The sequence below is a fragment of the Streptomyces roseochromogenus subsp. oscitans DS 12.976 genome, from assembly GCF_000497445.1.
GTDB classification, from domain to species: domain Bacteria; phylum Actinomycetota; class Actinomycetes; order Streptomycetales; family Streptomycetaceae; genus Streptomyces; species Streptomyces oscitans.
Genome location: NZ_CM002285.1, coordinates 2,178,091 through 2,196,498, shown reverse-complemented (window position 1 = coordinate 2,196,498; position 18,408 = coordinate 2,178,091). Strand labels below are relative to the sequence as shown.

Sequence of the window (18,408 nt, the reverse complement as noted above, 5' to 3'; positions counted from 1 at the left end):
CATGCCCGCTCCCCGCATCAAGTCCCCGCATCTGCTGGTCGCCGAATCCGGCGCCGACCGCGAGGGACACGGCCTGAAGCGCACCATGGGCCTCTTCCAGCTCATCTGCTTCGGCGTCGGCGCCATCGTCGGCACCGGCATCTTCGTCGGCCTCTCCGACTCCGTCGCCCAGGCCGGTCCGGCCGTCGTCGTCTCCTTCGTCCTCGCCGCGATCACCTGCGTCTTCACCGCGTTCTCCTTCGCGGAGCTGGGCGGCGCGATCCCGGTCTCCGGCTCCTCGTACTCCTTCGCCTACGCCGGACTCGGTGAGTCCACCGCCTTCCTGGTCGGCTGGTGCCTGCTGCTGGAGTACGGCATCTCCATCTCGGCCGTAGCCGTCGGCTGGAGCCAGTACGTCAACGAACTGCTGCACAGCCTCACCGGCTGGCAGCTCCCGGCCGTGCTGTCCGCCGGTCCGGGCGACGGCGGGATCGTGAACCTCCCCGCCGTGATCGTCATCGCCATGGCCTCCGTGCTGCTGGTGCGCGGGGTGCGCGAGAGTGCCCGGGCGACGGCCGCCATGGCCGCCGTGAAGCTGGTCATCCTGCTGGCCTTCTGCGCCATCGGCTACAGCGCCTTCAAGCACGGCAACCTCACCCCGTTCTCGCCGGCCGGTCTCGGCGGCATCGGCGCGGGCACGACCGCCGCGTTCTTCTCGTACATCGGCTTCGACGCGATCACCACGGCCGGCGAGGAGGCGAAGAACCCGCGCCGGGACATCCCGATCGCGATCATGGTCTGCATGGGCCTGGTGACCCTGCTGTACTGCGCGGTCGCGGTCGCCGCGATCGGCGCCATCGGCGGCAAGCAGGTCGCCGGCCGCCCGGCGGCTCTGTCCTACGTCGTCAACGAGGTCACCGGCTCCACCGTCGGCGGCGGTGTCATCGCCTTCGGCGCGGTCGTCGCCATCGCCTCGGTCGTCCTCGCCGTGATGTACGGCCAGACCCGCATCCTGATGTCGATGTCCCGCGACGGCCTGATCCCGCGCGTCTTCGAGAAGGTCAACCCGAAGACCTCCACCCCGGTCGCCGGCACCCTGATCGTCGCCGTCGTCTTCGCGCTCCCGGCAGCCTTCGCCTCCCTCGACGCGGTGATGAACCTGTGCACCATCGGCACGCTCGCCATCATGGCCGTCGTCAACATCGTGGTCATCGCGCTGCGCCGCCGCGAGCCGGGCCTCACCCGCAGCTTCCGCGTGCCCCTCTACCCCGTGGGCCCGCTGCTCGGCGTCGCCTTCTGCCTGTACCTGATGTACGAGACCGGCTGGCAGACCTGGATCCAGTTCGCCGTGTTCCTCGCGGTGGGCCTCGCGATCTACGCCGTCTACGGCCGTCGGCACTCCACGCTGGCGCGGACAGCCGTCCCCGAGGTCACGCCGAGCGCCGCCGCTGAGCGGGAACCGCAGGCAGTCTGAACCACACCGCCTTGCCCGACGGGGTGGGGCGGTGACCGCACGACGAGCTGAGGGCGCGGATCAGCAGCAGTCCGCGCCCGCCCTCCTGCCAGGGGTCGGGCTGCTCGATCACCGGGCGGGCCAGATGGCCGGGCGGCGCCGGGTCCGGGTCGTGCACCTCGACCTGGCAGCCGGTCGGCAGCAGCTCCACCACCAGCTCTATCGGGCCACGCCCGCCGGTGTGCTCCACCGCGTTGGCCACCAGCTCCGCCGTGAGCAGCTCCGCGGTGTCGCAGTCGGCGGTGTGCTCCACCTCGGCCAGGGCCGTGCGCACCAGGGCGCGGGCCACGGGCACCGCCGCTGCGTCGTGCGGCAGCGCGATGCGCCAGGAGGCCGATTCGGCGGAGCGTTGGTGCAAGGTGAGTCCGTTCATGGAGCAGGCTGTCCTGCTTTCGACTGTAGGAATGGTACGGGCCCGGCCACAGAGGCCATGGACGGGCTTCGCCCGGGACCTTCGGCCCCGGTACCGGGCGGCTTACCCCGGCGAACGACGCGCCTAGCCGGCCCGTGCCCACTGTTACGGCGCTGTCGAGAACCGGTGACGCACGTGACCTGACCCGGCCGGTCCAGCCGAGGTATGTCGCGCTCTCATGACGACAGTCACAAATAAGTGATAACTTCATGGGACAGCGCAACGTACGGCATCGCCCCCTAGGAGGCCGCACGTCATGAGTCCCTTCACCGGCTCCGCCGCCCGCACCTCCCACTGGGAGCACCTACGGGTCCAGCTCGCCGACGGGGTCGTCACCGTCACCCTCGCCCGCCCCGACAAACTCAACGCGCTCACCTTCGGCGCCTACGCCGACCTGCGCGACCTGCTCGCCGAGCTGTCCCGGGAGCGCGCCGTACGCGCCCTGGTGCTGGCCGGTGAGGGACGGGGCTTCTGCTCCGGCGGCGACGTCGACGAGATCATCGGCGCCACCCTCGCCATGGACACGGCCCAGCTGCTCGACTTCAACCGGATGACGGGCCAGGTCGTACGGGCGATCCGCGAGTGCCCGTTCCCGGTGATCGCCGCATTGCACGGAGTGGCGGCGGGCGCCGGAGCGGTCCTGGCGTTGGCGGCCGACTTCCGCGTGGCGGACCCGAGCGCCCGCTTCGCCTTCCTCTTCACCCGCGTGGGCCTGTCCGGCGGTGACATGGGCGCGGCCTATCTGCTGCCCCGGGTCGTCGGCCTCGGCCACGCCACTCGCCTGCTCATGCTGGGCGAACCGGTCCGGGCCCCCGAGGCCGAGCGGATCGGCCTGATCAGCGAGCTGACGGAGGAGGGCCGCGCGGACGAGGCGGCGGCGTCCCTGGCCCGCCGCCTGGCCGACGGCCCCGCCCTGGCGTACGCCCAGACGAAGGCATTGCTGACGGCCGAGCTGGACATGCCTCTGGCGGCGGCGGTGGAACTGGACGCCTCGACCCAGGCCCTGCTGATGAACGGCGAGGACTACGCGGAGTTCCATGCGGCGTTCACGGAGAAGCGCCAGCCGAAGTGGCGGGGGAGGTGAGCCTTCATGCGTGTGGCGATCATCGGTGGCGGTCCGGGTGGCCTGTACGCGGCGGCGCTGCTGAAGCGACTCGACCCGACCCGTGAGATCACGGTCTGGGAACGCAACGCCCCCGACGAGACCTTCGGCTTCGGAGTCGTCCTCTCCGACGAAACACTGGGCGGCATCGAACACGCCGACCCCGTCGTCTACGACGCGCTGCAGCGGCACTTCGTCCGCTGGGACGACATCGACATCGTGCACCGGGGTGTCACACACCGCTCCGGCGGCCATGGGTTCGCCGCGCTCGGCCGCCGCCGGCTCCTGGAGATCCTGCACGACCGCTGCCGTTCCCTCGGCGTGGAGATCGGGTTCCGTACCGAGGCCCCCCACCCGGACACCCTCGCCGCCGAGTACGACCTCGTCATCGCCGCCGACGGGGTGCGCAGCACCACCCGCGAGACCTACGCCGAGGTGCTCCGCCCGCACATCGCCGAGCACCGTTGCCGCTACATCTGGCTCGCCGCCGACTTCCCCTTCGACGCCTTCCGCTTCGAGATCGCCGAGACCGAGCACGGCGTGATGCAGCTGCACGGCTATCCCTACGCGGCCGACGCCTCCACCGTGATCGTCGAGATGCGTGAGGAGGTCTGGAAGGCAGCGGGATTCGACGAAGTCACCCCGCTGGAATCGATCGAACGCTGCGCCAAGATCTTCGCCGAAGCCCTCCGCGGCCGCCCGCTGCGCTCCAACAACTCGACGTGGACCACCTTCCGTACGGTGGTCAACGACCGCTGGTCGCAACGCAACGTCGTCCTCCTCGGCGACGCCGCCCACACCGCCCACTTCTCCATCGGCTCCGGCACCAAGCTCGCCGTGGAGGACGCGCTGGCCCTGGCCGCGTGTCTTCAGGAACAGCCGGACGTGCCGAGCGCGCTGGCGGCCTACGAGGAGGAACGCAAACCCGTCGTCGCCTCCACCCAGCGCGCCGCCCGGGCCAGCCTCGAATGGTTCGAGAACCTCCCCCTCTACCTCCACCAGCCGTCCCGCCAGTTCGCCTTCAACCTGCTCACCCGCAGCCGCCGCGTCACCCACGACAACCTCCGGCTGCGCGACGCCCACTTCACCGAGGCGGTCGAGCGCGAGTTCGGCTGCCCGCCCGGCACACCCCCGATGTTCACCCCGTTCCGGCTGCGCGGCCTGACCCTGCGCAACCGGGTCGTGGTGTCGCCGATGGACATGTACTCCGCGACCGACGGCCTCCCCGGTGACTTCCATCTCGTGCATCTCGGCGCCCGCGCCCTCGGCGGGGCCGGGCTCGTCATGACCGAGATGGTGTGCGTCAGCGAGGAGGGCCGCATCACGCCGGGCTGCGCCGGTCTCTACACCGGCCGGCAGGCCGAGGCATGGCGGCGCGTCACCGACTTCGTGCACACCCAGGCGCCCGGCACCGCGATCGGCGTACAGCTCGGCCACTCCGGCCGCAAGGGCTCCACGAAACTGATGTGGGAGGGCATCGACGAGCCGCTGCCCCACGGCAACTGGCCCCTCGTCGCCGCCTCCCCGCTGCCGTACAAACCCGGCAGCCAGACTCCGCGCCAGCTCTCCCGGGCCCAACTCACCGACATCCGCGAGCAGTTCACCGCCGCCGCCTGGCGGGCCGCGCGGGCCGGCTTCGATCTGCTGGAACTGCACTGCGCGCACGGCTATCTGCTCTCCGGCTTCCTCTCCCCGCTCACCAACCGGCGCACCGACGCCTACGGCGGCTCGCCGGAGCGGCGCCTGAGGTTCCCGCTGGAGGTCTTCGACGCCGTACGCGCGGTGTGGCCGGCCGAGCGGCCCATGACGGTCCGTATCTCGGCCACGGACTGGGCCGAGGGCGGTACGACCGCCGAGGACGCGGTGCGGATCGCCCGCGCCTTCGCCGCGCACGGGGCGGATGCGATCGATGTCTCCACCGGGCAGGTCGTGGCGGAGGAACGGCCGGAGTTCGGGCGGTCGTATCAGACGCCGTTCGCCGACCGCATCCGGCACGAGGCGGGGGTCCCGGTGATCGCCGTCGGCGCGATCTCCTCCTGGGACGACGTCAACTCCCTGATCCTCGCCGGGCGTACGGACCTGTGCGCGCTGGCCCGTCCGCATCTGTACGACCCGCACTGGACGCTGCACGCGGCGGCCGAGCAGGGGTACGAGGGACCGGGCGTCGGCTGGCCCGCACCGTACCAGGCGGGCAGCAGGCGCCCGCAGACCGGACGCACGGACGCCCCGAAGCCCCGGCTGTCGCTCAGCTGAACGACCCGCCGGAAGGGGCGCCCGGGGTCCGGTCACAGGCCTTCCACGCGATCCGCACCGTTCCTGAACCGACCTGTTATCGGCCGCTGTCTAGGTTCTTCCGAGCCATTCGGAAGACGGACAGGGATCGAGACTGCGATGACTGACACCAGGCCGCTGCCCGAGCAGCCCGGATACGGATACGGCCATGCTCCGGCGCCCGGCCCTCAGTACCCGGGACCCGTGGCCCAGCCCGCCGCGCCCGCCCGGCGGCGGCCCCGGGACGGCTCGGGCACCCGGCGCACCGCGCTGGTCATCCACACGATCGCCGACGTCGCCGCGGCCTTCCTGGGGCTGTGGATCCTGCTGTACCTGCTCAAGGCCAATCAGGCCAACGTCTTCGTCGGGTTCGTGGAGGACGTGGCCGACGCACTGTCCTGGTGGTCGCGGGACATCTTCACGATGGACACCGAGAACCTCCGGGTCCTGCTCAACTACGGGCTGCCCGCGGTGCTCTACCTCGCGGTCGGGCACGGCATCGCCATGCGGCTGCGCCGCTTCTGAGCCATCGTGCGAGCCGCGCCACCCCTCACACCCCGGCGAACTCGGCCCCCGCGTCCCGCAGCCGCTCGTGCAGCCCCTGGAACACCTCCGCCGAGCGCACGCCCGGCCAGCCCGTCGGCAGCAGCTCGGTGGGCAGGCCGGGGTCGGTATAGGGCAGATGGCGCCAGGAGTCGAGGGCGAGGAGGTAGTCCCGGTAGGCCTCCTCGGGCGGGGTGCCCGTACGGCGCTCCCAGGCGCGCAGCACCGGGGCGTGCGCGTCCAGGAAGCGCTCGTGTTCCTTGGCGATCGCGGCCAGGTCCCACCAGCGGGCCACCGCCTCGGCCGTCGGCGCGAAGCCCAGGTGCTCGCCACGGAAGAAGTCGACGTACGGGTCCAGGCGCAGCCGGCGCAGGGTGTGCTGTGTCTCCTCGTAGAGGCGGGCCGGGGCGATCCACACCCCGGGGGCCGCCGTGCCGAAGCCCAGGCCCGCCAGCCGGGAGCGCAGCACATGCCGCTTCTGCCGCTCCGACTCGGGCACCGAGAACACCGCGAGCACCCAGCCCGAGTCCGCCACGGGCGCGGTCGCGTAGATCCGCCGGTCGCCGTCCTCCAGCAACTGGCGTGCCTCCGGAGAGAGTTCATAGCCGGCCGCGCCCTGCTCCGTACGGGCCGGCCGCAGCAGGCCGCGCCGTTTGAGCCGGGACACCGAGGAACGCACGGAGGGCGCGTCCACGCCGACCGCGGCCAGGAGCCGGATCAGCTCGGCGACGGGCATCGGGCCCGGCATGTAGCGGCCGTACGCGCCATAGAGCGTGACGATGAGGGACCTGGGGGCGTGCTGCTCGGACACGTTGATCATTTTAGGTCGTCGGCGTCACTGCCGGTCACCTTCGCCGCGTAGCCGGAACCGCTGCAGTTTGCCGGTGGCCGTGCGGGGCAGGGCGTCCAGGAAGACGAACTCGCGCGGACATTTGTACGGCGCCAGCTCCGCCTTGAGGAAGGCCCGCAGCGGCTCGGGGTCGCGCGGAACTCCCTCGCGCAGCACCGTGTAGGCCACGGCCACCTGTCCGCGCGCCTCGTCGGGCCGGCCCACGACCGCCGCCTCCACCACATCCGGGTGGCGCAGCAGCGCATCCTCCACCTCCGGTCCGGCGATGTTGTACCCGGCAGAGATGATCATGTCGTCGGCGCGGGCCACATAGCGGAAGTAGCCGTCGGGCTCGCGGACATAGGTGTCACCGGTGATGTTCCAGCCGCCGCGCACATACGCGCGCTGGCGCGGATCGGCGAGATAGCGGCAGCCGACGGGGCCGCGCACGGCGAGCAGCCCGGGTTCCCCGTCGGGCACCGGTGCGCCGTGCGCGTCCTGCACCCGCGCCTGCCAGCCCGGCACCGCCACGCCCGTGGTGCCCGGTCTGATGGCGTCGTCGGCGGCGGAGACGAAGATGTGCAGCAGCTCGGTGGCGCCGATGCCGTTGATGACGCGCACGCCGGTGCGCTCGTGCCAGGCCCGCCAGGTGGCCGCGGGCAGGTTCTCGCCGGCCGACACACAGCGCCGCAGCGACGAGACGTCGTGGCCGTCCAGCTCCTCCAGCATGGCGCGGTAGGCGGTCGGGGCGGTGAAGAGGACCGAGACACGGTGCTCGGCGATCGCGGGCAGCAGCTGGCGGGCGCCCGCCTGCTCCAGGAGCAGGGAGCTGGCGCCGGCCCGCATCGGGAAGATCACAAGCCCGCCCAGGCCAAAAGTGAACCCGAGCGGGGGACTGCCCGCGAACACGTCGTCCGCCCGGGGCCGCAGCACATGCCGCGAGAAGGTGTCGGCTATGGCCAGCACATCCCGGTGGAAGTGCATGCACCCTTTCGGGCGACCCGTCGTCCCCGAGGTGAACGCGATCAGGGCAACGTCGTCGGCCGCGGTGTCGACCGCCGGGTACGGCGTGCCGGGACCGGGGCGGCCGAGGAGGTCGTCCGGGCCGTCCCCGCCGTACGTCGTGATCCGCAGCCCCGGGATGTCGGCCTTCGCCAGGTCGTCCACCGCCCGGATGTCGCACAGGGCGTGCCGCACCAGCGCGATCTCGCACAGCGTGGCCAGCTCGTGCGGGCGCTGCTGGGCCAGCACCGTGACCGCGACCGCGCCCGCCTTCAGCACGGCCAGCCAGCAGGCCGCGAGCCAGGGCGTGGTCGGGCCGCGCAGCAGCACCCGGTTGCCGGGGACCACGCCCAGGTCGCCGGTGAGGACGTGCGCGATCCGGTCGACCTGCGCGCGCAGCTCGCCGTACGTCCAGGTGGGGCCGTCCGGGGTGTGGAAGACCGGGCGGGCCGGGTCCGCGTGGTCCAGCAGCTCGGCGGCGCAGTTCAGCCGGTCGGGGTAGCGCAGCTCCGGCAGGTCGAACCGCAGCTCGGGCCACTCGTCCGGCGGCGGCAGATGGTCGCGCGCGAAGGTGTCGACGTGGGCCGAGCGATGCATGGCGGTTCGCCCCCTTGCCGTGACAAACGTCGAGACGGGCGTCGTGGTGGGCACCGGCGTCCTGACGGGCACCCGTGTCCCGGCAGGCACCCGCGTCCTGGTGGGCTCGCGGATCGAGCGTATCGCCTTGGTGACGGCAGTCAACCTTTCGCGATAACGTCAGGCGGTGACGGGGGCATGCCCGAGGTCCCCGGACGGCGACGGGAGGGGTCGTGGCGGCCCGTCCCGGAGGGAGGACCGGCAGTGCCCGCATTCTCGCTCGAACCGGAGCAAACCGCCTGGTGTGCCGAGCTGCGCTCCCTGGCCGCGCAGCGGCTGCGGCCGCTCGCCGACAAGGGCGAACCAGGACACGTCAACCGGCCGCTCCTCGCCGAACTCGGCCGACTGGGCCTCCTGGAGCGGCTGTTCACCTCCGGTGCCCTGGACCTGTGCCTGATGCGGGAGTCCCTCGCCCAGGCCTGCACCGAGGCCGAGACCGCCCTCGCCCTTCAGGGCCTGGGCGCCCATCCGGTGCACGCCCACGGCAGCCCCGCCCAGCGCGAGCGCTGGCTGCCCGCTGTCACCGAGGGCAGCGCGGTCGCCGCCTTCGCACTGAGCGAGCCGGGCGCCGGTTCGGACGCGGCCGCGCTCGCCCTCGCGGCGGAGGCGGACGGTGACGGCTGGCGGCTCACCGGCGAGAAGTGCTGGATCTCCAACGCCCCCGAAGCCGACTTCTACACCGTCTTCGCCCGCACCACCCCTGGCGCCGGCGCCCGTGGCGTGACCGCCTTCCTCGTCCCGGCCGACCGGCCCGGGCTCACCGGCAGCGCGCTGGAGATGCTCTCGCCGCACCCCATCGGCGCCCTGGACTTCGACGCCGTACCGGTCACCGCCGCCGACGTTCTCGGCGAGACCGACCGCGGCTTCGCCGTCGCCATGGGCACCCTGAACCTGTTCCGCCCCAGCGTCGGCGCCTTCGCGGTCGGCATGGCCCAGGCCGCGCTGGAGGCCACCCTCGGCCACACCCGCCGCCGCGAGGCTTTCGGCGGCCCCCTGCGGGACCTGCAGACCGTCTCCCACCAGGTCGCCGAGATGGCGCTGCGCACGGAGGCGGCCCGGCTGATGGTGTACGCGGCGGCGACGGCGTACGACGCGGGCGCCGCCGATGTGCCGGGGCGCGCGGCGATGGCCAAGCTGCTCGCGACCGAGACCGCGCAGTACGTCGTCGACACCGCGGTCCAGCTGCACGGCGCCCGCGCCCTGCGCCGGGGCCACCTCCTCGAACACCTCTACCGCGAGGTGCGGGCCCCGCGCATCTACGAGGGCGCGAGCGAGGTCCAACGGGGCATCATCGCCAAGGAGTTGTACGCGAAGACCGAGGAGGGGTCCCGATGACGACCGAGCGCGTCAACCCGCCCGAGCTGTCCCCGCCCACGGGCTTCTCGCACGCCGTCGTCGCCTCCGGCTCCCGCGTGGTGTTCCTCGCCGGGCAGACCGCCCTCGACGCCGACGGCAAGGTTGTCGGCGACACGCTCCCCGAGCAGTTCGAGCGGGCCCTCGGCAACCTCCTCGCGGCCCTGCGCGCGGCCGGCGGCACCCCCGCCGACCTCGCCCGGGTCACCGTCTACGCCACGGACGTCGCCGCGTACCGCACCCACGCCGGACAACTCGGCCGCATCTGGCGGGAGTCGGCGGGACGTAACTATCCGGCGATGGCGGTCCTGGAGGTCGTACGGCTGTGGGACCAGCAGGCACTGGTGGAGCTGGACGGTTTCGCGGTGCTGCCGTAGGCCGAGCGCGTTCGTCGTACCGTGCTGGGCGCCGCGGGCTCGCCGTACCGCCGTCGTGGGCGGCGGCGGTCAGACCGCCAGCGCGGGCCGGTCCGCCGGTACCCGGCACGGCGGGATCACGCTGCCGTCCGGGTGCAGTTCGCCGCTGTCGTCGAAGACGATCGAGCCGTCGCACAGCAAGGTCCAGCCCTGCTCGGGATGGGCGGCCACCGGGTGCCGCGGGGCGGGGCCGGACGCGGGGCACGAGGACTGGTTGGAGCACATGGCGCACCTCCACAGCGGGATGTGAGGGGCCGGCGGGTGCGGCCGCCGCCCGTCATACCCAGACCATGCTCTCGCCGTGAACGCCCCGGAACCGCGCGTCGTGAAGCGTGACAACACCCGGACAACTCCCGGACGCTTCCATGACGCGCCACCGAAGGAGTGACGGTCACGCCCTGCGGCCCGGCCGCCCGGTACCAGTGGAAGCCCTCAGCACACCCCACCGGGAGGTACTCCATGCCAGCACGCTCCGCCCTCGCCGCGGCCCTCGGTGCCGTCGCCCTGCTGTGCGCCGCCGTCGCCCCGGCCGTCGCCGACTCGACCGAGTCCGTGACCATCGACAAGACCGGCCATGTCGCCAAGGACGGCACCATCACGCTCTCCGGCACCTACCGCTGCACCGGGGTCACCGGCACGGCGTTCGTCAGCTCCTCGGTCAGCCAGGGCGACCGCACCTCGGTGTACCCCGTCGGCGGTACCGCCGCCCAGTGCGACGGTGCCGAGCACCGCTGGGAGAACACCAGCAAGATCTCGCCGAACCCCCTCAAGGCCGGCAAGGCCCATGTGCAGGTGACGGTCACGGAACTGCGCTCCGGCGGCCTTCTGTTGCTGCCGGAATTCCACGCCGTCGAGGACCAGGACATCACGCTCGACCAGGGGTGAGGGACGGTTCCCCGCCGAGCGGCCGAACACACGCCCGCGCCGGGCCGCCAGGCCCTGTCGTCAAACTCCCTCTCCCACTTCCTCAAGGGTGTGGGAGGTGCCCCCACTCGCCGCCGGCCTTCGGCCGGGGGGACCCCCAGAGCACGCACCTACAGAGACATGAGCCTCCCCCACGCTCGAACAGGGCTCGCGCGGGGGCACCCCATCGCGGCGGGCACGCAGCCGTCCTCCGGGCGGACGACGCGAGTGTGACGACAGGGCCCAGCGGACTCCGCGCCGACCACACCTACCTGGTCACCGGCGGGCTCGGCGCCCTCGGCCTGGTCACCGCCCGCAGGCCGGCCGCCCCCGGCGCCCGGCACCTGACCCCGGCCAGCCGGAGCGGCCGGGCCACCGATGAGGTCTCCGCGCCGCTCGGGCAGAACATCTGTCCTCCGCCCCGGCACGTCGGCCAGGCCCCGGGAACTCCTGCTCTCTCCGCGCGGCCGTATCGCCGACCACAAGATCCCGGGCACGTACCACTTCACGGACTCCCTGCCCCGCAACCCGCCCGGCAAGATCCTGCGCCGCGCGGTGCGGGGTACTGACAACACCCCCCAGGGAGCCGCTGGGCCACGCATTATGACGGTGCATCAAAGTCACCCAGGGGAAGAGATTTGATCATGAACGGCTTGACCGTGAACGCGGAGGCCCTGCGTATCGGAATCCAGCTGCCCACCCGCGAACAGGCGATCAAGGGCAGCTACGCGGCGCGCCCCCTGCTCGACTTCGCCCGCCAGGCCGAAGCCCTCGGGTTCGACTCCCTGTGGGCCGGAGACTCCCTCACCGCCCGCCCCCGCCTGGACCCCCTGATCGTCCTGTCGGCCGCGGCGGCGGCCACCCGCCGCATCACCGTCGGCACGGCCGCCCTCACCCCGGCCCTGCGCCACCCCCTCATCGGCGCCAACATGATCACGAGCCTCAGCCATGTCGCCGCCGACAGGCTGATCCTGGGCCTCGGCTCGGGCTTCCCCTTGGCCGAGACCGAGGAGGAGTTCGCGTCGGTCGGCGCCCCCTTCCAGGGGCGCGTCGGCCGCCTGGACGAGATCACCGCACTGTGGCGCACGGCCTGGCGCTCGGGCGAGGACGGCGAGCCCACCGGGTTCGAGGGAAAGTTCTGGCAGGCGGAACACCTGGACCGGCTCCCCGTACCGGCGGTGCCCGGCGGCCCCCCGCTCTGGCTGGCCGGCAGCGACACCCCCAAGGTCCTCGCCCGCGCGGCGACCCGCTACGACGGCTGGCTCCCCTTCCTCCCGGACGTCGACGCCTACGCCCGCGCCCGCCGCCGTATCGCCGAACTCGCCGCGGAGGCGGGCCGCACGGTGACCCCCGCGCTGTACGCCACGGTCACCGTGAACAGCAGTGAATCGGCCGCCAAGGCCGAACTGGAGCACTACATCAGCCACTACTACGGCCGCTCCCTGGAGCAGATGAGCGGCATCCAGGCCTACGCCTGGGGCAGCGCCGAGAAGTGCGCCGAGTGGCTCGGCGGCTACGTCCGGGCCGGCGCCCGGCACCTGGTCGTACGGATCGGATCCCTCGAATCCGAGCCCCAGTTGAAGGAGATCGCCGAGGTGCTGCTGCCCGCGGTACGCGCCCTCGGCCCGTCCACCACCGTCGGGAGCAATCAACCGTGACCACCGCCATCGGCACTCCGGACAGTCAGATGCCCGGCGAGGGGCACTGGTTCCACCCCGTGGAGCCCGCGCCCGACACCTCGATCCGGCTGTTCCCGCTGCCCCACGCGGGCAGCGGCGCCATCATCCACCGCGACTGGGAACGGCTGCTGCCGCCGGACATCGCCCCGCGGACCGTCACCCCGCCCGGCCGCCCGCCATGACAGACAGCGCAGCTCCGGTAGTTGTGCAGCCTCCTGCGTGGGTGGCGTTCCCGGTGACGGGCGCCAGGCAGAGGTGAGCACGGTGAGCCACAGGAAGCAGAAGAGCCGGAACAGTCACCGTCGACGGCGGCGTGGTGCACGAGGGCCCCACGGTCCTCGCCCACGTCGTCTGCCCGGCTCACTGCTCGACGACGGACTGCTCGCGCGGTACGCCGCTGGATAGAGCTGGGTGGAGACGGCGGTCCCGGGCTGACGGCACTACCCCCGCCGTACCACCGCTCCCCCCGCCGGACGGCGCAACGCGGCCACGAACTTGTAGCGCGACCCCCGGTACACCGACCGTACCCACTCCACCGGCCTCCCCTCCGCGTCCCGCGAATGCCGGGACAGCAACAGCATCGGCAACCCCACGTCCGTGGCGAGCAGCTGCGCCTCGCGCGGCGTCGACAGCGAGGTCTCGATGGTCTCGTCGGCCTCCGCGAGATGGACGCCGTACACCTCGGCGAGCGCGGTGTACAGCGAGGGGTACGTGGCCAGGGAAGCACGCAGACCGGGAAAGCGGCGCGTGGAGAGATGGGTCGTCTCGATCGCCATGGGGTCGCCGCTGGCCAGCCGCAGCCGCTCGATGCGCAGCACCCGTTCGCCGATCCCGATGCCGAGCAGGCCCGCGAGCCGCTCGTCGGCCGGTACCTCCCCGACGTCCAGCACCTGTGAGGCGGGCGTGAGCCCCTGCGCGCGCATGTCCTCGGTGTGCGAGGTGAGCTGGAGCGTGCGGTACAGCTTGGGCTGGGCGACGAAGGTGCCCTTGCCCTGGATCCGGTCGAGGCGGCCCTCGCCGACCAGTTCCTGCAGCGCCTGCCGGATGGTGGTCCGGGAGGTGTCGAAGCGGACGGCGAGCAGCCGCTCGGCCGGCATGGCCGAGCCGGGCTGCAGCTCCTCGGCCATGGCGAGCAGTCGCTGTTTGATCCGGTAGTACTTCGGCACGCGCGCGGTGCGGCCGGACGCCCCTCTGTGCGGCTGGGCGCTGCTGACGTCGGTGGTCATGCCTGCCTTCCCGGCTGTGTCGACGGTCTCCCGTTATAGCGACCAACTGCTCTATGGTCTAGTCCAACTCGCTGCCGCGGGTACGGTCCAGCCGGACGCCCGGGCGAAAGGGGCGGATCCGGACGGACGCGCTCCGGTGACGTTCTCGTAACGGCCGCAATCGCCGTCCAGGACCACCCTTGACACCCTGAAAGGTCTAGGCCAAGCTCCACCGTACTGGTCTACACCATTAGTGGCCAGGTCCCGAGCCCTACGTGCAACAGCGTCGTACGCAGGTCACCGCCGAGGGCGTGGGGGGTTAGAGGCATCCCTGAGGAGGGTGGCGTGAAGCGCAAGCTCGCTGCCGCGATCACGATCGCGGGCATGATGGTCTCCGTTGCGGCGTGTGGCGGAAACAGCGGCAAGGACAGCGGCAAGGACGCGGGACCGGACAGCTGGAAGGGCCAGACGCTGACGGTCTGGACCATGGACGGCTCCGCGCCGCCGCAGTGGACGAAGGACGTCCAGGCCGCCTTCGAGAAGAAGACCGGCGCGAAGGTGAAGTTCGAGATCCAGAAGTGGGACGGGATCCAGCAGAAGATCACCACCGCCCTCTCCGAGGACAACCCGCCGGACGTCCTGGAGGTCGGCAACACCCAGACCCCCGCCTACGCGGCCACCGGCGGCCTCGCCGACCTCGCCGACGTCAAGAAGGACATCGGCGCCGACTGGACGCCGTCGGTCTCCCAGTCCTCCGTGTACGAGGGCAAGCAGTACGCCGCGCCCTGGTACTTCGCCAACCGCGTCGTCATCTACAACAAGGCGATCTGGGCGAAGGCCGGCATCACGTCCACCCCGAAGACCCGCGACGAGTTCTTCAAGGACCTCGACACCATCGGCAAGAAGACCGACGCCGAGCCGCTCTACCTGCCGGGCCAGAACTGGTACTTCCTCGACGGCCTGATCATCGGCCAGGGCGGCGACCTGGTGAAGAAGCAGGGCGACAAGTACGTCTCCAACCTCGCCGACCCGAAGGTCGCCGCGGCCATGGAGACCTACAAGAAGTACGCCTCCTACTCCAAGGCACCCAAGGACAAGGACGAGGCCACCCCGCAGCAGGCCACGATCTTCGCCAAGGGCAAGACCGGCGCGTTCATCGGCATGGGCTGGGAGGCCGCCACCGCCATCCAGGCCGACAAGTCCATCGAGAAGGACCTCGGCTACTTCACCATCCCCGGCGCCACCGCCGACAAGCCCGAGGGTGTCTTCCTCGGCGGCTCCAACCTCGCCGTCGCCCAGAACAGCAAGAAGCAGTCCCTGGCCAAGGAGTTCCTGAAGGTCGCCCTGTCCGACCAGTACGAGGGCGAACTGGCCAAGCTCAGCGGCATCGTCCCGAACAAGACGTCCCTGGAGGGCAACGTCAAGGGCAACCCCGCCGCCGAGGCCGCCGCGCCCGCCGCCGCGGGGGGTGGCACCACTCCGCTGATCCCCGCGTGGGCCGCGGTGGAGAACACCCCGAACCCGATCAAGTCCTACATGACCGCGGTGCTCACCGGCAAGGACCCGGCGGCGGCCGCCAAGGACGTCGAGGGCGAGATCAACAAGCGCCTGGCCCAGCAGAACTGATGACCCGCCGGGGGTGCCACGACGGGCGCCCCCGGCTCCGTGTGCCGTCCGCACGTACGGCACACGGAGTTCGTACGGCCACGGAAGAGATGGCAATTCATGTCAGTGCAGACCGAAGGCACGGACACGGCCGGGGAGCCCGCTGTCCGCAAGGCCCGGATACCGGGGCCGCCGCGGGGTGCGGACCGTGACTCCGGGTCCCCGTCCCGCCGCGGCGTAGCCGCCCCCTACCTGCTCCTGCTGCCCGCACTGCTGGCCACAGTGGTCCTGCTCGGCTGGCCCCTGGTCAAGAACGGCATGCTGTCGTTCCAGAACCTCAACCCGCGGCAGCTCATCCAGCACCTCACCGAGTGGAACGGCGTCGACAACTACAGGAAAGTCCTGACCGGTTCGGACTTCTGGAAGGTCGTCGAGCGCTCGGTCTTCTTCACCGCCGCCAACGTCGTCCTGATCATGGTGTTCGGCACCCTGATCGGGCTGCTGCTGGCCCGCCTCGGCAAGAAGATGCGGCTCACGCTCCTGGTGGGCCTCGTCCTCGCCTGGGCCATGCCCTACATCGCGGCCACCACCGTCTACCAGTGGCTGTTCGCCCAGCGCTTCGGCGTCGTCAACTGGGTCCTGGACAAGCTCGGCTGGCACTCCATGGCCGACTACAACTGGATGGGCAGCCAGTTCTCCACCTTCTCCGTGATCATCCTGCTCATCGTGTGGCAGTCGGTCCCGTTCGTCGCGATCAACCTGTACGCCGCCACCACCACCATCCCCAAGGAGCTGTACGAGGCCGCCGCCCTGGACGGCGCCGGCGCCTGGCAGAGCTTCACCTCCGTGACCCTGCCCTTCCTGCGGCCGTTCCTCTACTCCACGACCTTCCTGGAGGTCATCTGGGTCTTCAAGGCGTTCCCGCAGGTCTTCGCCATCAACGAGGGCGGCCCCGACCGCCTCACCGAGACCCTGCCGATCTACGCCTATGTCGAGGGCGTCGGCAACCAGCACTTCGGAGTCGGCGCGGCGATCTCCTTCCTGACCATCCTGGCGCTGCTCGTCATCACCTCGTACTACCTGCGCATGGTGCTCAAGCAAGAGGAGGACGAGCTGTGAAGCGCTCGCTCTTCGGCCGTATCTGGCCCAACGCGACCGCCGTCATCCTCTTCGCCGGCTTCGTGTTCCCCGTCTACTGGATGTTCGCGACGGCCTTCAAGCCCACGGGCGACATCATCTCCGAGAACCCGGTGTGGTTCCCGACGAACGTCACCTTCAGCCACTTCACGAAGGCCGTCCACGCCGACCACTTCTGGACGCTGGTCCTCAACTCCGTCACCGTCACGGTCTGTTCGGTGCTGTGCTCGCTCGTCATCGCCCTGTTCGCCGCGTTCGCCCTGGCGCGGATGCGGTTCCGGGGGCGACGCGGGCTCATCGTGACCTTCATGCTGGCGCAGATGGCCCCCTGGGAGGTCATGATCATCGCCATCTACATGATCGTCCGCGATGACGACATGCTCAACAGCCTGGTCCCGCTCACCGTCTTCTACACGATGATGGTGCTGCCCCTCACCATCCTGACGCTGCGCGGCTACGTCGCCGCCGTGCCGAAGGAGCTGGAGGAGTCGGCGATGGTCGACGGCTGCACCCGGATGCAGGCCTTCCGCAAGGTGATCTTCCCGCTGCTGGCGCCCGGCCTCATGGCCACCTCGCTGTTCGGGTTCATCACCGCCTGGAACGAGTTCCCGCTCGCCCTGATCCTCAACAAGGACATCGAGAAGCAGACGCTGCCGCTGTGGCTGTCGCAGTTCCAGACCGCCTTCGGCGACGACTGGGGCGCCACGATGGCCGCCTCGTCGCTGTTCGCGCTGCCCATCCTGATCCTCTTCATCTTCCTGCAACGCAAGGCCGTCAGCGGCCTGACCGACGGCGCCGTGAAGGGATGACCCCGCCGATGACCACACTCGCCACCGGCCCTGACACCCTCACCCGGGACGCCCTCGCCGTCCTCCAGCCGGGGTTCGACGGCACCACCGCGCCCGACTGGGTGCGCCGCCGTCTCGGTGAGGGCCTCGCCTCCGTCGCCCTGTTCGGCCGCAACGTCGTCACCGAGGACCAAGTCGCCGCCCTCACCGCCCAGTTGAGGGCCGAGCGGGACGACCTGCTGGTCGCCATCGACGAGGAGAGCGGCGACGTCACCCGCCTCGACGTGCGCACCGGCTCCTCCTTCCCCGGCAACCACGCCCTCGGAGCCGTGGACGACCCCGGCCTCACCCGGGCCGTCTCCCGCGAGCTGGGCCGGCGCCTGGCCGCCTGCGGCGTCAACTTCGACTGGGCGCCCTCCGCCGACGTCAACGCCAACCCCGACAACCCCGTCATCGGCGTCCGCTCCTTCGGCGCGAGCACCGACCTGGTCGCCCGGCACACCGCCGCCTGGGTGGAGGGCCTCCAGTCCACCGGCGTGGCCGCCTGCACCAAGCACTTCCCTGGCCACGGCGACACCAACGTCGACTCCCACCACGCCGTACCCCGCATCGACGTCGACGCCGACACCCTCTACGCCCGTGAGCTGCCCCCGTTCCGTGCGGCCATCGCCGCCGGCACCCGGGCGATCATGAGCGCGCACATCCTCGTGCCCGCCCTCGACCCGGACCGCCCCGGCACCCTCTCCCGCCGCATCCTCACCGAGCTGCTGCGTGACGAACTCGGCTACCAGGGCCTGATCGTCACCGACGGCATGGAGATGCGCGCGATCTCCGGCACCTACGGCCTGGAGCACGGCGTGGTCCTCGCGATCGCGGCCGGCGCCGATGCCATCTGCGTCGGCGGCGGACTGTGCGACGAGGGTACGGTCCTGGGGCTCAGGGACGCGCTCGTGGCCGCCGTACGCTCCGGCGAACTGCCCGAGGAACGGCTCGCCGACGCGGCCGCCCGGGTGCGCGACCTGGCCCGCTGGACCG

General features: G+C 71.4%; 19 protein-coding genes. 14 read left to right on the top strand and 5 right to left on the bottom strand.

Features of this window, described 5'->3' with window-relative positions:
* Position 1 precedes the first annotated feature (1 nt).
* Positions 2–1,453, top strand: coding sequence for an amino acid permease (locus tag M878_RS59480; protein WP_023546006.1), 1,452 nt, complete (start codon positions 2–4; stop codon positions 1,451–1,453).
* Here the strand turns inward: M878_RS59480 and M878_RS59475 are convergent.
* Positions 1,410–1,865, bottom strand: a complete 456-nt coding sequence (locus M878_RS59475; protein WP_023546005.1) for an ATP-binding protein — start codon at positions 1,863–1,865, stop codon at positions 1,410–1,412. The two genes, M878_RS59480 and M878_RS59475, sit on opposite strands and share 44 nt — an antisense overlap.
* A gap of 295 nt (positions 1,866–2,160) precedes the next feature.
* Here M878_RS59475 and M878_RS59470 point away from each other — a divergent pair, with 295 nt between their 5' ends.
* The 3 genes from M878_RS59470 (at position 2,161) to M878_RS59460 (ending at position 5,802) form a co-directional block, all read left to right on the top strand.
* Positions 2,161–2,988 (top strand): enoyl-CoA hydratase family protein, encoded by an 828-nt coding sequence (locus M878_RS59470; RefSeq protein WP_023546004.1) that lies wholly within the window; start codon positions 2,161–2,163, stop codon positions 2,986–2,988.
* A gap of 6 nt (positions 2,989–2,994) precedes the next feature.
* A complete protein-coding gene (locus tag M878_RS59465; protein ID WP_023546003.1) occupies positions 2,995–5,259 on the top strand; it encodes a bifunctional salicylyl-CoA 5-hydroxylase/oxidoreductase in 2,265 nt (754 codons plus the stop codon).
* 138 nt (positions 5,260–5,397) lie between these two features.
* Positions 5,398–5,802 (top strand): hypothetical protein, encoded by a 405-nt coding sequence (locus M878_RS59460; RefSeq protein WP_023546002.1) that lies wholly within the window; start codon positions 5,398–5,400, stop codon positions 5,800–5,802.
* A 25-nt stretch (positions 5,803–5,827) separates the two neighbouring features.
* Here the strand turns inward: M878_RS59460 and M878_RS59455 are convergent, their stop codons facing one another.
* Together M878_RS59455 and M878_RS59450 are read right to left on the bottom strand one after the other, a co-directional pair.
* Complete coding sequence (locus M878_RS59455; RefSeq protein ID WP_023546001.1) at positions 5,828–6,640, bottom strand: PaaX family transcriptional regulator; 813 nt, start codon at positions 6,638–6,640, stop codon at positions 5,828–5,830.
* Positions 6,641–6,655: 15 nt separating this feature from the next.
* The gene (locus M878_RS59450; RefSeq protein WP_023546000.1) at positions 6,656–8,248 is read right to left on the bottom strand and encodes an AMP-binding protein; all 1,593 of its coding nucleotides are present in this window, start codon (positions 8,246–8,248) and stop codon (positions 6,656–6,658) included.
* A gap of 243 nt (positions 8,249–8,491) precedes the next feature.
* On the opposite strand from M878_RS59450, the gene M878_RS59445 reads away from it, so the two are divergent.
* Together M878_RS59445 and M878_RS59440 are read left to right on the top strand one after the other, a co-directional pair.
* Positions 8,492–9,622, top strand: coding sequence for an acyl-CoA dehydrogenase family protein (locus M878_RS59445; RefSeq protein WP_023545998.1), 1,131 nt, complete (start codon positions 8,492–8,494; stop codon positions 9,620–9,622).
* Complete coding sequence (locus tag M878_RS59440; protein ID WP_023545997.1) at positions 9,619–10,017, top strand: RidA family protein; 399 nt, start codon at positions 9,619–9,621, stop codon at positions 10,015–10,017. Before M878_RS59445 ends, M878_RS59440 begins: the two co-directional genes overlap by 4 nt.
* A 69-nt stretch (positions 10,018–10,086) precedes the next feature.
* On the opposite strand, the gene M878_RS59435 is transcribed toward M878_RS59440, so the two are convergent.
* Positions 10,087–10,281, bottom strand: a complete 195-nt coding sequence (locus tag M878_RS59435) for a DUF5999 family protein (protein WP_023545996.1) — start codon at positions 10,279–10,281, stop codon at positions 10,087–10,089.
* A gap of 234 nt (positions 10,282–10,515) precedes the next feature.
* Here M878_RS59435 and M878_RS59430 point away from each other — a divergent pair, with 234 nt between their 5' ends.
* From M878_RS59430 to M878_RS59420, 4 genes are all read left to right on the top strand, one after another.
* The gene (locus M878_RS59430) at positions 10,516–10,941 is read left to right on the top strand and encodes a DUF6299 family protein (protein ID WP_023545995.1); all 426 of its coding nucleotides are present in this window, start codon (positions 10,516–10,518) and stop codon (positions 10,939–10,941) included.
* The gene (locus M878_RS000000101800; protein ID WP_425347893.1) at positions 10,938–11,528 is read left to right on the top strand and encodes a KR domain-containing protein; all 591 of its coding nucleotides are present in this window, start codon (positions 10,938–10,940) and stop codon (positions 11,526–11,528) included. Before M878_RS59430 ends, M878_RS000000101800 begins: the two co-directional genes overlap by 4 nt.
* Positions 11,529–11,603: 75 nt before the next feature.
* On the top strand, positions 11,604–12,617 hold the full coding sequence (locus M878_RS59425) for an LLM class flavin-dependent oxidoreductase (RefSeq protein WP_023545994.1): 1,014 nt from the start codon (positions 11,604–11,606) through the stop codon (positions 12,615–12,617).
* Entirely contained in the window at positions 12,614–12,820 is a 207-nt protein-coding gene (locus M878_RS59420; protein WP_023545993.1) for a hypothetical protein, read from the top strand. Before M878_RS59425 ends, M878_RS59420 begins: the two co-directional genes overlap by 4 nt.
* 258 nt (positions 12,821–13,078) lie before the next feature.
* On the opposite strand, the gene M878_RS59415 is transcribed toward M878_RS59420, so the two are convergent.
* A complete protein-coding gene (locus M878_RS59415; protein WP_023545992.1) occupies positions 13,079–13,864 on the bottom strand; it encodes a GntR family transcriptional regulator in 786 nt (261 codons plus the stop codon).
* 324 nt (positions 13,865–14,188) lie between these two features.
* Between M878_RS59415 and M878_RS59410 the strand changes: the two genes are divergently transcribed.
* The 4 genes from M878_RS59410 to M878_RS59395 form a co-directional block, all read left to right on the top strand.
* Positions 14,189–15,469 (top strand): extracellular solute-binding protein, encoded by a 1,281-nt coding sequence (locus M878_RS59410; RefSeq protein WP_023545991.1) that lies wholly within the window; start codon positions 14,189–14,191, stop codon positions 15,467–15,469.
* 99 nt (positions 15,470–15,568) lie between these two features.
* A complete protein-coding gene (locus tag M878_RS59405; protein WP_023545990.1) occupies positions 15,569–16,567 on the top strand; it encodes a carbohydrate ABC transporter permease in 999 nt (332 codons plus the stop codon).
* Positions 16,564–17,394 (top strand): carbohydrate ABC transporter permease, encoded by an 831-nt coding sequence (locus M878_RS59400; RefSeq protein ID WP_023545989.1) that lies wholly within the window; start codon positions 16,564–16,566, stop codon positions 17,392–17,394. Before M878_RS59405 ends, M878_RS59400 begins: the two co-directional genes overlap by 4 nt.
* A gap of 8 nt (positions 17,395–17,402) precedes the next feature.
* Positions 17,403–18,408 (top strand): glycoside hydrolase family 3 protein (locus M878_RS59395; RefSeq protein ID WP_023545988.1); only part of this gene is annotated, 1,006 nt, incomplete at its 3' end.

Excerpts from the sequence above, each read along its gene's own strand:
- M878_RS59480 (WP_023546006.1), top strand. The coding sequence starts at position 2 with ATGCCCGCTCCCCGCATCAAGTCCCCGCATCTGCTGGTCGCCGAATCC.
- M878_RS59475 (WP_023546005.1), bottom strand. The coding sequence starts at position 1,865 with ATGAACGGACTCACCTTGCACCAACGCTCCGCCGAATCGGCCTCCTGG.
- M878_RS59470 (WP_023546004.1), top strand. The coding sequence starts at position 2,161 with ATGAGTCCCTTCACCGGCTCCGCCGCCCGCACCTCCCACTGGGAGCAC.
- M878_RS59465 (WP_023546003.1), top strand. The coding sequence starts at position 2,995 with ATGCGTGTGGCGATCATCGGTGGCGGTCCGGGTGGCCTGTACGCGGCG.
- M878_RS59460 (WP_023546002.1), top strand. The coding sequence starts at position 5,398 with ATGACTGACACCAGGCCGCTGCCCGAGCAGCCCGGATACGGATACGGC.
- M878_RS59455 (WP_023546001.1), bottom strand. The coding sequence starts at position 6,640 with ATGATCAACGTGTCCGAGCAGCACGCCCCCAGGTCCCTCATCGTCACG.
- M878_RS59450 (WP_023546000.1), bottom strand. The coding sequence starts at position 8,248 with ATGCATCGCTCGGCCCACGTCGACACCTTCGCGCGCGACCATCTGCCG.
- M878_RS59440 (WP_023545997.1), top strand. The coding sequence starts at position 9,619 with ATGACGACCGAGCGCGTCAACCCGCCCGAGCTGTCCCCGCCCACGGGC.
- M878_RS59435 (WP_023545996.1), bottom strand. The coding sequence starts at position 10,281 with ATGTGCTCCAACCAGTCCTCGTGCCCCGCGTCCGGCCCCGCCCCGCGG.
- M878_RS59430 (WP_023545995.1), top strand. The coding sequence starts at position 10,516 with ATGCCAGCACGCTCCGCCCTCGCCGCGGCCCTCGGTGCCGTCGCCCTG.
- M878_RS59425 (WP_023545994.1), top strand. The coding sequence starts at position 11,604 with ATGAACGGCTTGACCGTGAACGCGGAGGCCCTGCGTATCGGAATCCAG.
- M878_RS59415 (WP_023545992.1), bottom strand. The coding sequence starts at position 13,864 with ATGACCACCGACGTCAGCAGCGCCCAGCCGCACAGAGGGGCGTCCGGC.
- M878_RS59405 (WP_023545990.1), top strand. The coding sequence starts at position 15,569 with ATGTCAGTGCAGACCGAAGGCACGGACACGGCCGGGGAGCCCGCTGTC.